This window comes from Micromonospora sp. NBC_01740, assembly GCF_035920365.1.
GTDB classification, from domain to species: Bacteria; Actinomycetota; Actinomycetes; order Mycobacteriales; family Micromonosporaceae; genus Micromonospora; species Micromonospora reichwaldensis.
This window is the reverse complement of sequence record NZ_CP109150.1, coordinates 6182558-6196714: the sequence shown is the minus strand read 5'-3', so window position 1 is coordinate 6196714 and position 14157 is coordinate 6182558. Positions and strand designations below refer to the sequence as shown.

The following is a 14157-nucleotide window of genomic DNA, read 5'->3' as shown; positions in this document are numbered from 1 at the left end:
GGCCGGTGGCCGGTCAGGTCGTGGCCGCGTTCGTCTCGAAGCGTTCCGGGGTGAGCTCGCGCAGCGCGGCCATCTGCGCGAGGTGGTGGGCCGCCGAGGTGGCCACGAGGCTGGCGTTGACCGCGGTCGCCCCGACGGCATCGGCCGTGCGCAGGTGCTCGCGGGAGCCGTCCGGGTCCCCGAGCGGGTCCAGCGGGGGGATCTGCAGCACGAGGTCGAAGTCGTCCGGGCGCTCCACGGAGGTCCACAGGCGGGTCAGCTCCTGCGGCCCGAGGCCGAACGGCGCCCACCCGGTGCCGTACGCCACGGCACGGCGCAGCGAGCGGCGGGTGCGCCCACCGAACCACAGCGGCACCGTGGTGCGCGGCGCGTGCGGTTCGACGACGAAGTCGGTGAACGTGAACCGGGGCCCCTCGTGGTGCGGCACGGCCCTGCCCCAGGCGGCGCGCAGGGCCGCGATCGCCTCGTCCGCGACCGCGCCGCGCCCGGCGAACTCGGCGCCGAGCAGGTCGAACTCCTCCTCGAGGCTGCCGACGCCGACCCCGAGGATGACGCGCCCGCCGCTGAGCAGGTCGAGGGTGCCGTAGGTCTTGGCGAGGGCCAGCGGGTGGTGGTAGCCGATGACGACGACGTTCGTCGCGAGCCGGACGCGGCGCGTCGCCGAGGCGAGGAACGACAGCGTGGCCACGGGATCGAAGTACGTCCCGCCCCGCTCGGCGGCGATCGGGGCGGGCACCGCGACGTGCTCGCTGCACGTCAGGTGGTGGTAGCCCAGGTCGTCGGCGGCGCGGGCGATGGCCAGCAGCGTACCGCCGACGTCGGGGCCGGCCAGGACGTCCCGCTCCCAGGCGGCGGCGGTGCGCGGATGCTGGACGACGACCGGGGTGAGCAGCCCGATGCGTGCGGTCATGGTAGGATCTCCGATCCGGCGCCGCCGCGCGTCGCGCCGGTGGCCTCTTCGCTGGGGCCGCCGGTCGCTGGCGGGTCGCAGGTCGCGGTACTCGTCGGGATACGCCGGAGGCGTTCGAGCAGCGCGCCGAAGTCCTCGTCGTCGGCCGGGTCGAGCGGCAGCCCGAGCCCGAGCCCGTCGGCGAGCCCGCCGTAGGCCTGTTCGAGCACGTCCGGCAGTTCGGCGTAGGTGCCGTGCGGGATGAGCGTGGCCAGGGTCTCGTCGTCGAGGGTGTCGGCGAGTCCCGCCCAGCGCCCGGAGGCGGCCATCCCGGCGAGCCGTTCGCCGACCCGGCCCAGGCCGAGCCGGTCCAGGGTCGTCCGGTAGGCCGGGGTGGAGAAGAGGAACGCCAGCTCCTGGCGGGCGGAGTCGCGGCTCGCGGCGAGTGCGGCCGGTGTCGGACCGGTGATCGACTTGGACACGACGACGACCCGCGGGATCCGGGAGCGTCCGGCGCGCTCGGCCCCGGCGCGGAGTGCGGGGAGCACGACCGTGCGCAGGTGGCTCGGGTGCGAGTTCGTCGCGTGGGTGACGAAGCCGTCGGCGAGCTCGCCGGCCACCTCGCAGACGCGCCGGTTGACCCCGCCGGTGTAGAGCGCCGGGGCCGCGGTCGACAGCGGGCCGGGGTTGAAGTAGGGCTGGAGCCGGGTGAAGCGGTAGTGGCTGCCCTCGTGCTCCAGGGGCCCGCCCGTGGCGAAGGCGGCGAAGATCGCCCGGATCGAGGCGAGGTAGTCGCGCAGGTTCTCGGCCGGCCGGTCCCACGGCACCGAGAAGCGGCCGACGATGTTGCCGCGCACCTGGGTGGCCAGCCCGAGCTGGAAGCGACCCTCGGAGAACCGCGCGAGGTCCCACGCGGCGTACGCGGTCACCATCGGGCTGCGGGGGAAGGCCAGCGTCATGCTGGTGCGTACGGTGATCCGGCTGGTGTGCTCGGCCGCGAGCAGGGCGACCGCCAGGGAGTCGTGCGTCGTCTCGGGGACGTGCACGGTGTCGAAGCCGAGCCGTTCGATGCGCGCCGCGACCGCGGGCACCTCGCGCAGCGCCGTCGTCGGCGGCAGTGTCGTGGCCAGCTCCATCCGGGTGGCGGGCACCTGTGCCGCCGTCATGGGATGCGGCCCGCCAGGGCGGCGTCGACGACCTCGTCGCCACCGACGATCCGGGCGAGCTTCTCCAGTCGGGGCGCGCGGCGCAGGTGCGCCCCGCCCTCGACCGGCAGGCACGCGCCGGTGATCCACGACGACTCGGGGCCGCACAGGAAGCGGACCGCGGCGGCGACGTCCTCGGCGCGTCCGACTCGCGACAGGGGCTTCTCGGCGACGGTCGCGGCGGCCAGTTCGGGGTCGGCCAGCAGCAGGCCCGGGTTCTTCCCGTCGGTGGCCACGATGCCGGGGCGTACGACGTTGACCCGCACCGCGAGGTGGCCGAGCTCGTCGGCGGCGACCCGGACGAGCGCCTCGAGCGCGGCCTTGCTCACCGAGTACGACGGCATGAACGGGAAGGAGTGCCCGCCCGCGCTCGACGAGGTGCACACGATCGAGCCCCCACCGCGCGCGGCCAGGGCCTGTCCGCCGTGCCGGATCGCGTGCAGCGCCGTCGTGACGTTGCGACGGAAGTCGTACTCGAGGGTCTCGGCGTCGAGGGCGAGCACGGGGCGGAAGGTGCCGCCGCCGACGGTCGTGACGACGGCCGCCAACGGGGTCTCGTCGGCGACGCGCACCGCGGCGGCCACGTCCTGATCGAGGGCGGAGTCGCCGACGCTGACCCGCACCGGCAGCGCCCCGGGAACGGCTGCGGCGATCGTCGCGGCCGCCGCTCGCAGCGTGGCCTCGGTGCGCCCCATGATCGTCACGGCGGCCCCGTCGGCGGCCAGCGCGGCGGCGATGGCGCGGCCGAAGCCGCCACCCCCGCCGATGACGAGGGCACCGCGGCCGGCGAGCGGACCGGGTGGGGCGCTGGTCGGGTCGGGACTCGTGCTCATCCCTGCTCCCTCGAGTCTCGTCGGAACCTGTCCCGCGTCGACGGGTCGTCCATCAGCACGAAGGTGCCGGTGGCCGTGACGCACGTGAGGTCCCCGACGCGCAGCTCGCCGGAGCTGCGTACCTTGCGCCCGTCGCGCCCGTCGTGCCGGGCCAGGATCGTGATCGTCGAGCCGATCGGGATGGCCGCGCGGAAGGAGACGTCGAGCCCGACGGTCACCGCGGCGTATCCGGCGCGGGCGTTGGCGATGCCGAGGGCGTGGTCCATGAGCATGGCCGAGGTGCCGCCGTGCACGTGCCCCGGAGGTCCCTGGAAGGCCAGCCTCAGGGTGACCTCGCCGCGCAGCGAGCCGTCCGGCTCGACCCAGAGACTCACCGGCGGCGACAGCGGGTTCTCGGTGCCGCCGGCGGGGTCGAAACGGCCCGGGCCGGGCTGGCGCCACATCGTCGCGATCCGCTCGGAGAGGCCCGGAGCGTGGGCGTCGATCCGGGCGGTGAGCCCGTCGAGGTCGGCCACGATCCGGTCGGCGTCGGCGTCGATGGCCCCGCCCGCGCGGGTGATCGCGTCGACGAGCCGGCGGGTGGCTGAGGCGACGGCGTCGATGCCGGTGTCGCGGGGCTGTGCCGTGGCGAGGGTGGCTTTCACCGGGCGGACTCCTTCGGCCGGTCAGGGCAACCAAGCGCTTGCTTGATCGCACTTTAGCGACCCGGTGGCGCGCTGGCAACGCTTGCGCCCCGGCGTCGTTCCCACGGGTCGCGGCGGCGCCCGTCCGTGCGGACCGCGGCGGCGTTCCTCCGTGGGCCGCGGTGGCGTCCGTCCGTGGGTGGTGCGTCCCTTCGTGGGTCGCGGGTGGCGTCCGGCCGTGGGTCGCGGTGGCGTCCTTTTGTGGGTCGCGGCGGGCGTCCGCCCATTGACGCGCCCGCAGCCTGCCCCTACCGTCCCAACCGAGCGCTTGGTTGGTTCGCGGGGGCGCCGCATGCCGGCAGCCTCGGGGACGCCGCGCGCCGAGCAGCTCCAGGCGGGCATCACGCCGCCGACGCCATCCACCACCCACCGTGACCACCGCGCCCGCGCGGCCACTGCCGAACGACCCGTCGGCACCCCGGCCGCGCCCCGGACACCCGGGACCCCGCCGCCAGCCGCGGAGCCGCTCCCGGCTCGGAGCGGCAGGTCAGGAAAGGAGCACCTTGTCCCGCCTCCCGCACCACCGACGCCTCGCCGTCGCCACCAGCCTGCTCGCCACCCTCGCTCTCGGAGCCTGCTCCGGCAACCCGACCAGCAGCCCCGGCGCCACCGGTGCCGGCACGGGGGAGATCGACCCCGACGCCGTCCTGCGGGTCACGGCCTCGTCCCCGTTCCAGAACCTCGACCCGGCCCAGCCGGCCCCCGGCGGTTACCCCTACCTCACGCTGATCTACGACCGGCTCACCATGGTCGACTCCAGGGACGGGATCGTCCCCGGCCTGGCGACCTCGTGGACCTACGCCAAGGACGGCTCCCACCTCGAACTCGCCCTACGCGACGACGTCACCTTCCACGACGGGACGCCCTTCGACGCGACCGCCGTCAAGGTCAACATCGAGCGCGGCCAGACGCTGCCGACGAGCACCATCAAGCAGGACCTCGCCGCCATCACCGGCGTCACCGTCGTCGACGCGCACACCGTGCGCCTCAACCTCACGCCGGGCACCGGCGCGGTGCTCCCCTCGGCCCTGGCCACCGCCGCCGGCATGATGGTCTCGCCCAAGGCGATCGCCGACGGCGTCGACCTCAAGCGCGCCCCCGGCAACGCCGGCTCGGGCCCGTACGTCGCCACGGAGTTCGTGCCCAACGAGAAGTACGTCGTCAAGCGCGCCGAAGGCGCCTACTGGGACCCGAACGCCGGGCGCCTCGCCGGGATGGAGATCACCCGCGTCCCCGAGGGCGCCACCCGACTCAACGGCGTCGTCAGCGGTCAGACCGACCTCAGCTTCGTCTCCTCGGCCAACGAGGTCGTCCAGGCCCGCCAGCTCGGCGAGGCCGGTCAGCTCAAGGTCACCACCCGCCCGTTCCGCAACGTCCTCGGCATCCTGCTGCGCGCCGACATGGGCGACCTCAAGGACAAGCGGGTCCGGGAGGCCATCGCACGCTCGGTCGACCCGGCCGCCATCCGCGCCCTGTTTGCCGACACCTGCACGCCCACCCGCAGCATCTATCCGGACAGTCCGTGGGCGGACCCGGCGGCGACCTACCCGTACGAGTTCGACCTCGCCAGGGCCAAGGCGCTGATCGCCGAAGCCGGCGGGGCCAAGGTGTCGATCACCTTCTCCGCCGGCACCAACACCGAGCAGCCCGCCACCGCCATCCAGGCCGCCATGGCCCAGGCCGGCATCGACGCGAAGCTCAACCCGACGCCGAACTCCGAGACCGAGGCCCGCTTCGTCGCCGGCGACTTCGAGCTCGAGGTGTCCAACACCTTCAACCCGCGCCTCGACCCGGCGGGCACGGTGGACAACTACTTCACCGGCAACTACAAGCTCGCCACCGACCCCGGGACCATCGCCCCGATCGCGGCCAGGGCCGCCGACCCCCGCTCCAGCGTGGGGGAGCGCGCCACGCAGTACCACCAACTGTGGGAGCGGCTGTTCACCGAGGCGTGGTTCATCCCGCTCTGCAACCTCACCAGCGCCACCATCGCCTCCCCGAAGGTCGTCGGGGCCGAGCAGCTGCCGTGGACCAACCTCGGCCTGTTCGACCTGCGCACCGTCGCGATGACGAAGGGCTGAGCGCCAGCTCCCCACCCGCCGGCCGGCTGGTCGCCCACCCGACCGGCCGGCCCGAAGAAAGGCAGCCAGAGCCAGTGACCCGTCCCACCGCCGCCACCCCCCTCCTGCCCGCCCTGTCCCGCCTGCTCGACGAACAGCCGGACCTTGCCCTCACCCTCGCCGGCACCCCGTTCACCGTGGCTGAGCTCGATGCCGCGTCGCGTCGCCTCGCCGGGTTCCTCGCCGACCGCGTCGCTCCCGGCGACCGGGTCGTCGTCCTCGCCCGCAACGGCCGCCTGGCCCTGCTCGCCTGGTGGGCGACGACGCTCTGCGGCGGTTTCGTCGTCCCGCTCAACACGAGCAACCGCGGCCCCGTACTGGCCCACCAGGTGCTCGACGCCGACCCGGTCGCGATGATCGTCGAGGACGAGTTCGTGCCCGTCCTCGACGACGCCCTCGTCGGCACGGGGCTACGGGCGCCGGTCCTCGTCGGCGCCCCCGTGGCCGGCCGGCCCTCCTCCGGCCCGGTGCCCGCCTGGGCCGCCGAGGTCGTCGACTTCGACACCGCCGTCGCCGAGGGCTCGGCGGTGACGACCACCCCGGACCTCGACGCGTACGCCACCAGCCACCTCATCTACACGGCCGGCACGACCGGACCGTCCAAGGCGTGCCTGGTCAGCCACGGCTACGTGGCGAACATGGCCCGCCAGATGCGCGAGAACCTCGAGCGCCACTCCGGTGACGTCCTCTGGTCGGCGATGCCGCTGTTCCACATGGCCGCCGTCGGGCACGTCATGGGTTCGCTCCAGATCGGCTCGGCCATGGACGTCGCGCGGCGCTTCTCGGTCAGTGGCTTCTGGGACGAGATCCTGCGCTCCCGCGCGACGATGGCCGCGCTCATGGGCTCGATGCTGCCGATGATCGCCGGCGCCCCCGAGTCCGAGGCCGCCCGCAAGGCCTTCGGCCAGCTGCGCGTCGTGTCCGGCTCGCCGGTCACCGCCGACCTCGCCGCCCGTTGGACCGAGCGGTTCGGCGTGGAGCGGGTCGGCTCGGGCGCCTACGGCCTGACCGAGGCCAGCCTGATCACGCTCACCCCGCCCGGGGGTTACCGCGCCGGGGCCGCCGGCAAGATCAACGATTCCTTCGAGGTGCGCATCGTCGACGAGCACGACAACCCGCTGCCCGTCGGCGCGGTCGGCGAGATCGTCGCCCGCCCCACCCGCCCGGCGATCATGTTCAACGGCTACTGGCGCCAGCCGGAGAAGACCCTGGAGGTCTTCCGGGGCCTGTGGTTCCACTGCGGCGACTACGGCCGTCTCGACGAGGACGGCTACCTCTACTTCGTCGACCGCGGCAAGGACTACCTGCGCCGCGGCGGCGAGAACATCTCCAGCTTCGAGATCGAGGGCATCGTCGCGGCCCACCCGGCCGTCGGCGAGGTCGCCGTCCACGCGGTCCCCTCCCCGCTGGCCGAGGACGACCTCAAGGTGACGGTCGTGCCGGCGCCCGGCGCCCGGATCGACCCCGCGGAGCTCTTCGAGTGGCTGCACCCGCGGATTCCGCGGTACGCCGTCCCCTCCCACATCGAGGTCCGCGCCGAGCTGCCCAAGAACGCCGTCGGGCGGGTCCTCAAGCGGGTCCTGCGCGAGGAGGGCGTGACCCCGCGGACGTGGAGCACGGACCCCCGCGCCGTGACCGGCCCGGTCCCGGCCGGCGCCGGGGAGCAGGCGTGAGTGCCGCCCCCGGCCCGGTCACCGGCCCGCGGTCCGAGGGGCCGCTGGCCGGCCTGCGCCTGGTCGAACTCGGTGGGCAGGGGCCGGTGCCGTTCGCGACGATGATGCTCGCCGACCTCGGTGCGCAGGTCGTGCGGGTGGACCCGCCCGGCGAGCCCGACCGGCGGGAGCGCGCGCAGGTCAACGCGATCGACCGCGGCCGTACGACCGTCACGCTCGACCTGAAGTCGGAGGCCGACCGGCGGCTCGTGCACCGGCTGCTCGCCGACGCGGACGTGCTGCTCGACCCGTTCCGTCCCGGGGTGCTCGAACGTCTCGGCCTGGACCCGGCCGAACTCACCGAGCGGTACCCGCGCCTCGTCGTGGCGCGGATGACCGGCTGGGGCCAGGACGGCCCGCTCGCCTCGGCCGCCGGGCACGACCTCAACTACATCGCCGTCTCCGGCGTGCTCGACACGATCGGCCTGCCCGAGCAGGGCCCCGTCGTGCCGCCGATGTACCTGGCCGACTTCGCCGGCGGCGGCATGGTGCTGGCCTTCGGCGTCCTGGCCGCCCTGCACGAGCGCGTCTCCTCCGGGCGTGGGCAGGTCGTGGACTCCTCGATGCTCGAGGGCAGCGGGCTGCTCACCGTCGTCATCCGCTCGATGCTCGGGCGGGGCGCCTGGAACCTCACCCGGGGGACGAACTACCTCGACGGCGGGGCGCACTTCTACCGGGTGTACCGCACCGCCGACGACAGGTTCATGTCCGTCGCGGCCATCGAGGCGAAGTTCTACCGCACGTTCCTGCTCACCCTCGGCCTCGATCCCGAGGACGGGCCGGGGCAGTTCGACGAGTCGGGGTGGGCCGGCTGGGCCGAGCGGATCGCGCAGGTCTTCGCCGGACGCACCCGGCAGGAGTGGACCGGCGTCTTCGGGAGCGTCGACGCGTGCGTACACCCGGTGCTGGACGTCGCCGAGTCGGCCGGGCACCCGCAGGTGCGGGCCCGGCGCGCCGTCGTCGAGGTCGAGGGGGTCGCCCAGCCGGCCCCGGTGCCCCGCTTCTCGCGGACGCCCGCCGGGATCCCGCGGGCCCCGCGCCGCCGTGGTGAGGACACCGACCGGGTGCGCTCGGCGCTCGCCGGGGCCAGCCCGTGGGAAGCCCTGTCCAGGCCTTGACCTGCGTCACACCCCACCTTACGATCTCGACCAAGCGCTTGCTTGTTGCCGCTGGTCCGCATTCGACGACGAACGAGACGGAGCGACGTCAATGACGACTCAGACTTCGGTGGCCCGGACCTCGGGGCCCGCCGTCTTCGGCGACATCGTGCGCGGGCGCACGGGTGACGACCACCCGGGCCTCCTCTTCGAGGGCCGCACCATCACGTGGGGCCAGGTCGTGCAGGAAGCCGCCGACCGGGCCGCCGCCCTGGCCGAGGTGCCCCGGCCCGAAGGCAGGCCGCTGCACCTGGGGGTGCTCCTGGAGAACACCCCCGACCACGTGTACTGGATCTGCGCGGCGGCGCTGTCCGGCGCCACCGTCGTCGGGATCAACCCGACCCGACGCGGCGCCGAGCTGGCCCACGACGTGCGGCACACCGACTGCGACGTGCTCATCACCGAGGACCGCCTCGCCGGCCTCGTCGACGGGCTCGACCTGGGCATCCCCGCCGAGCAGGTGCGCAACACCGACTCCCCGGAGTACGCCGCCTGGCTGGCCCGGCACGCCGGCGCGCCGGTGCCCGTCGACGCGGTCGACCCCGGCGCCAACCTGCTGCTCCTGTTCTCCTCGGGCTCGACCGGGGCCCCGAAGGCGGTCATCTGCTCGCACGGGCGCCTCGCCGCGGTCTCCGAGGCGCTGCTGGCCCGCACCGAGCTGACCCGCGACTCGGTCAGCTACCTGTCGATGCCGCTGTTCCACGGCAACGCCGTCATGCTCAACCTCGGGCCCGCCATGGTCTGCGGCGCGACGATCTGCATGGTCCGCAAGTTCTCCGCGTCCGGCTTCGTACGCGACGTGCACGAGCACGGCGTCACCTACTTCAACTACGTCGGCCGGGCCCTCGCCTACGTCCTGGCCCAGCCGGTCGACCCGCGCGACGCGACGAGCACCCTGCGTCGCGCCGTCGGCACCGAGGCCTCGGCCACCGACATCGCCCGCTTCACCCGGCGCTTCGGCGCCGTCATCTCCGAGGGCTACGGCTCCAGCGAGGGCGTCATGCGGATCAACCGCACCCCGGGGACCCCCGACGAGGCGCTCGGCGTGGCCGTCGCGGGCGCCGAGATCAAGGTCATGAACGAGGCCACCGGCCTGGAGTGCCCGCCGGCCAGGCTCGACGGGACCGGACGGCTCGTCAACGCCGAGGAGGCCATCGGCCAGCTCGTCGGAGTCGGCATGGCTGCCCGGTTCGAGGGCTACTACAAGAACCCCGAGGCCGCCGCCGAGCGGATCCGCGGCGAGGACTTCTGGTCCGGGGACCTGGCCTACCGCGACGCCGACGGCTACTTCTACTTCGCCGGCCGCTCCTCGGACTGGATCCGCGTCGACAGCGAGAACTTCGCCGCCGGACCGGCCGAGCGGATCATCGAGCGCTGGGACCGGGTGGCGGTCGCCCCCGTCTTCGCCGTGCCCGACCCGCGCACCGGCGACCAGGTCATGTGCGCGCTCCAACTGCGCAACGGCGCCAGCTTCGACCCCGAGGCGTTCACCGCCTTCCTCGACGCGCAGGCCGACCTCGGCACCAAGTGGCGGCCCCGCTTCGTGCGGATCGTCACCGAGATCCCCACCACGGGCAACAGCAAGGTCGCCAAGCAGGTCCTGCGCCGTGCCGCCTGGGTCACGACCGATCCCGTCTACGTCCGCGACGGCGCGTCCACCGCGTACCGCCCGCTCACGGCGGCGGACGTCCAGGACCTCGAGAAACAGTTCGCCGACAACGGGCGCACCGCGCTCCTGCCGGCCACCTGACCCGCCGGCCCGCCCGGCACGCCGACGGGCGCCCCACGCCCCGAGAAGAGGACATCCATGTACCTGGAGTACACCCCGGAGCATCGAGAGCTGAGCCGGGAGCTGCGCGCCTACTTCGCGCGCCTGCTCACGCCCGAGGTCCGCGAGGCGCTGGGCGGCACCAACGAGGACCGGCCGGCCTATCGCGAGATCATCCGTCAGATCGGCAGGGACGGCCTGCTCGGGCTCGGTTGGCCCAAGGAGTACGGCGGCCAGGGCCGCCCGGCGCTCGACCAGTACATCCTCTTCGACGAGATCAACCGCGCCCAGGCGCCGTTCCCCTTCGTCACCATCAACAACATCGGCCCGATGCTCATGCGCTACGGCACCGAGGAGCAGAAGCGCACCTACCTGCCGGGCATGCTCACCGGCGACGTCATCTTCTCCATCGGCTACAGCGAGCCGGGCTCCGGCACCGACCTCGCCTCGCTGAAGGCCAGGGCCGAGGCCACGCCCGAGGGGGGTTGGGTCGTCAACGGCCAGAAGGTCTTCACCAGCGGCGTCAGCCAGGCCGACTTCGTCTGGATGGCCGTGCGCACCGACCCCGCCGCCCCGAAGCACAAGGGCATCACCATCCTCATCGTGCCGACCTCGGACCCCGGCTTCAGCTGCACGCCGATCGCCACCAGCGGCATCACCCACACCAACGCCTCCTACTACGAGGACGTACGCGTCGGTCCCGAGGCCCTCGTCGGCGAGGTGAACGGCGGCTGGCGCCTCATCACCGGCCAGCTCGGTCACGAGCGGGTGGGGCTGGCCGCCATGGGCGGGCGTACCGAGCAGCTGTGGACCGACGTCGCCGCGTGGGCCGCCGAGCCCGACGCCGACGGCGTCCGCGTACTCGACAAGCCGTGGGTGCGCACGGAGCTGGCCCGCGACTACGCCGAGCTGACCGCGATGCGCCTGCTCAACTGGAAGATCGCCGTCGTCGGGGAGGGCCAGAACCCGGCCCCCGCCGCCGCGTCCGTCGCCAAGGTCTACGGCACGGAGACCCACGACCGGGTCTGCCGCAACCTCGTCTCCGTCGTCGGGCCCCGCGCGACCCGGCGACCCGGCGCCCCGGACGCCGTCCTCGGCGGACAGCTCGAGGCCTACACCCGCGGCTCCTACATCAACACCTTCGGCGGCGGCACCAACGAGGTGCTGCGCGACATGATCGCGGTCGCCGGCCTCGGCATGCCGAGGAAGGGACGGTCCGCATGAGCACCACGACGCGGACCCCGGCCGCCGCCACCGACGAGGACGCCTTCCTCGCCCGCCTGCGCGAGTTCGTCGGCCTCGAGGCCACGCCCACCCGCCACGCCCAGGACGCCGTCAACCAGGCGATGATCCGCCACTTCGTCGAGGCGATGGGCGACGAGAACCCCGTCTACGTCGACGAGCGGGCCGCCCGCGACACCGGCCGCGAGGGTGTCGTCGCGCCGCCGCCGATGCTGTCCACCTGGCTCATGGTCGGCTACCGGGCCCACACGGCCGCCGCCGCGGGCGCCACGGCGGACACCCCCATGGCCCGGCTGCTCGCGCTCCTCGCCGAGGCCGGCTTCGTCGGGGTCGTCGCGACCAACGACGAGCACGAGTACGTGCGCGAGCTGCGCCTGGGCGACGAGATCAAGATGACGACGGTCATCGAGGACGTCTCGCCGCGCAAGACCACGGGCCTGGGCACCGGCCACTTCATCACGACGCTGCGCACCTACACCGACCAGGACGACGAGGTCGTGGCCCGCCAGCGCTTCCGCATCCTGCGCTTCGACCCGTCCCGCGCCAGGCCCCCGGCACCGGCCGCCGCCGACCCGGCGCTGCGGCACAAGCCGTTCGTCCTGCGCGACAACGCCTTCTGGTTCGAGGCCGCCGCACAGCGTCGCCTCGTCATCCAGGCCTGCACCGACTGCGGCACGCTGCGCCACCCGCCCGGCCCGATCTGCCCCTCCTGCCGCTCGTACGCGTGGCACGAGGTCGAGGCGAGCGGACGCGGCACGGTGCACAGCTACGTCGTCAGCCACCACCCGAAGGCGCCCGGGTACGACTACCCGCTCACCGTCGTGCTCGTCGACCTCGAGGAGGGCACGCGTCTCGTCGCCGACTTCGTCGGGGAGGCCGACGAGGTCGAGATCGGCATGCCCGTGCAGGTCGACTGGCTCGACTACGACGAGAACGTCACCCTGCCGCGTTTCCGGGCCGCGACCTCCGCATCGGAGCCCGCCGGAGAGGAGAACTGATGGACTTCCAGCTCGCCGAGGACCAGGTCACGGTCAACGACCTGGCGCGCGACGTCTTCTCGCGCAACGGCGACCCGCAGCGCCTCTTCGACGTCGAGGCCGGGCCGGACCGCTTCGACCGCGTCCTGTACCGCGACCTGGCCGGGTCCGGCGTCCTCGGGCTGCTCGTGCCCGAGGAACACGGCGGCGCCGGGCTGGGCCTGTGGGAGGTCGCCGGGGTCTTCGTCGAGCAGGGCCGCACGCTGGGCACCGTCCCGCTGTGGGAGACCCTCGTCGGCGGCGTCCTGCCGCTGGTGCGCTACGGCGACGCCAAGCAGCAGGCCGAGTGGCTGCCCCGCGTGGCCGCCGGGGACGCGGTCCTCACCGTGGCCGTCGACGACCTGGCCGACGCCCGGCCGTACGGCGCCCGCGTCCGCGCGCGGTCCGGCACCGGGCCCGGCGGTGCGGGGGTCACCCTGAGCGGCACCGCCGTCGGCGTCCGTTCGGCGCACCTCGCCGACGCGATCGTCGTCCCGGCCACCGACGAGGAGGGCACGGTCGGGCTCTACCTCGTGCCGACCACCGGCGGAGGGGTGCGCCGCGACACCTTCGAGCGCACCGACCGGGGGCTCGCCTCGGACGTGCACCTCGACGGCGCCGCCGCGGAGCCGCTCGCCGAGGGCCCGGGGGAGGACCGGATCGACTGGCTGCTGCGCCAGGTCTGGATCGCCGTGGCCGCCCTGCAGAGCGGCGTCAGCCAGGCCGCCGTGCGCCAGGCCGCCGACTACACCTCGGGGCGCGAGCAGTTCGGTGTGCCGATCGCGACCTTCCAGGCCGTCGCCCACCAGATCGCCGACTGCCACATCGACACCGAGGCGATGGAGGTCACCTACCTCAACGCGCTCTGGCGCGAGACGGCCGACCGGCCGCCCCGCGCGGCCGTACACGTCGCGAAGTACTGGGCCGCCGAGGCGGGCGACCGCGTCGCGCGCACCGTGCAGCACGTGCACGGCGGCATCGGCGCCGACGTCACCTACCCGATCCACCGCTACATGCTCTGGACCACCCAGCTGGCCAACACCGCCGGCTCGGGAGCCTGGCACCTGCAGCAGCTCGCGGACCTCGTCGACGCGGGGGAGCAGCTGTGAGCGGCACGCAGATCACCATCGCGCAGGTGAGCGTCGGCGACACGCTGCCGGAGCTCGAGATCCCGCTGACCCGGACCCTCATCGTCGCCGGCGCCCTCGCGACCCGCGACTACGAGGACGTGCACCACGACCCGGCCCAGGCCGAACGTCGCGGCACCCCCGACACCTACATGAGCATCAACAACACCAACGGGCTCGTCGGCCGCTACGTCACCGACTGGGCCGGCCCCGCCGCGCGCATGGTGCGCCTGAGCACCCGCCTCGGGGTGCCGAACTTCCCGGGTGACGTGATGCGGCTGACCGGAGAGGTCGTCGGCGTCGAGGAGGACACCGTGCGCGTCGCGGTGCGTGGCATGAACAGCAAGGGCGCGCACGCCGTCTCCGAGGTGACCGTGCGCCTGCCCCGCGGAACGGAGCAGTGAC

Annotated in this window: 12 protein-coding genes; 8 read left to right on the top strand and 4 right to left on the bottom strand. The window is 73.9% G+C overall.

Annotated features, from left to right (window positions below):
* Positions 1–13: 13 nt before the first annotated feature.
* From OG989_RS27015 to OG989_RS27000, 4 genes are read right to left on the bottom strand one after another with little or no spacing between them, the layout of a single operon-like run.
* Positions 14–910 (bottom strand): LLM class F420-dependent oxidoreductase, encoded by an 897-nt coding sequence (locus OG989_RS27015; protein ID WP_327028877.1) that lies wholly within the window; start codon positions 908–910, stop codon positions 14–16.
* Positions 907–2055: a TIGR03617 family F420-dependent LLM class oxidoreductase gene (locus OG989_RS27010; RefSeq protein ID WP_327028876.1), complete on the bottom strand. Its 1149-nt coding sequence runs from the start codon at positions 2053–2055 to the stop codon at positions 907–909. Before OG989_RS27010 ends, OG989_RS27015 begins: the two co-directional genes overlap by 4 nt.
* Positions 2052–2927, bottom strand: coding sequence for an SDR family NAD(P)-dependent oxidoreductase (locus OG989_RS27005; RefSeq protein WP_327028875.1), 876 nt, complete (start codon positions 2925–2927; stop codon positions 2052–2054). The genes OG989_RS27010 and OG989_RS27005 overlap by 4 nt, the downstream gene beginning before the upstream one ends.
* Complete coding sequence (locus tag OG989_RS27000) at positions 2924–3571, bottom strand: PaaI family thioesterase (RefSeq protein ID WP_327028874.1); 648 nt, start codon at positions 3569–3571, stop codon at positions 2924–2926. Before OG989_RS27000 ends, OG989_RS27005 begins: the two co-directional genes overlap by 4 nt.
* A 542-nt stretch (positions 3572–4113) precedes the next feature.
* Here OG989_RS27000 and OG989_RS26995 point away from each other — a divergent pair.
* The 8 genes from OG989_RS26995 (at position 4114) to OG989_RS26960 (ending at position 14156) form a co-directional block, all read left to right on the top strand.
* On the top strand, positions 4114–5691 hold the full coding sequence (locus tag OG989_RS26995) for an ABC transporter substrate-binding protein (RefSeq protein WP_327028873.1): 1578 nt from the start codon (positions 4114–4116) through the stop codon (positions 5689–5691).
* A gap of 74 nt (positions 5692–5765) precedes the next feature.
* The gene (locus tag OG989_RS26990; RefSeq protein WP_327028872.1) at positions 5766–7403 is read left to right on the top strand and encodes an AMP-binding protein; all 1638 of its coding nucleotides are present in this window, start codon (positions 5766–5768) and stop codon (positions 7401–7403) included.
* Entirely contained in the window at positions 7400–8560 is a 1161-nt protein-coding gene (locus tag OG989_RS26985) for a CaiB/BaiF CoA transferase family protein (protein WP_327028871.1), read from the top strand. Before OG989_RS26990 ends, OG989_RS26985 begins: the two co-directional genes overlap by 4 nt.
* A gap of 91 nt (positions 8561–8651) precedes the next feature.
* A complete protein-coding gene (locus OG989_RS26980) occupies positions 8652–10349 on the top strand; it encodes an AMP-binding protein (protein ID WP_327028870.1) in 1698 nt (565 codons plus the stop codon).
* A 57-nt stretch (positions 10350–10406) separates the two neighbouring features.
* Positions 10407–11591, top strand: coding sequence for an acyl-CoA dehydrogenase family protein (locus tag OG989_RS26975; RefSeq protein ID WP_151455111.1), 1185 nt, complete (start codon positions 10407–10409; stop codon positions 11589–11591).
* Entirely contained in the window at positions 11588–12607 is a 1020-nt protein-coding gene (locus OG989_RS26970; protein ID WP_327028869.1) for a bifunctional MaoC family dehydratase N-terminal/OB-fold nucleic acid binding domain-containing protein, read from the top strand. The genes OG989_RS26975 and OG989_RS26970 overlap by 4 nt, the downstream gene beginning before the upstream one ends.
* On the top strand, positions 12607–13734 hold the full coding sequence (locus OG989_RS26965) for an acyl-CoA dehydrogenase family protein (protein ID WP_327028868.1): 1128 nt from the start codon (positions 12607–12609) through the stop codon (positions 13732–13734). Before OG989_RS26970 ends, OG989_RS26965 begins: the two co-directional genes overlap by 1 nt.
* Positions 13731–14156, top strand: a complete 426-nt coding sequence (locus OG989_RS26960) for a MaoC/PaaZ C-terminal domain-containing protein (protein ID WP_225852247.1) — start codon at positions 13731–13733, stop codon at positions 14154–14156. Before OG989_RS26965 ends, OG989_RS26960 begins: the two co-directional genes overlap by 4 nt.
* The last annotated feature ends 1 nt before the right edge of the window (position 14157 follow it).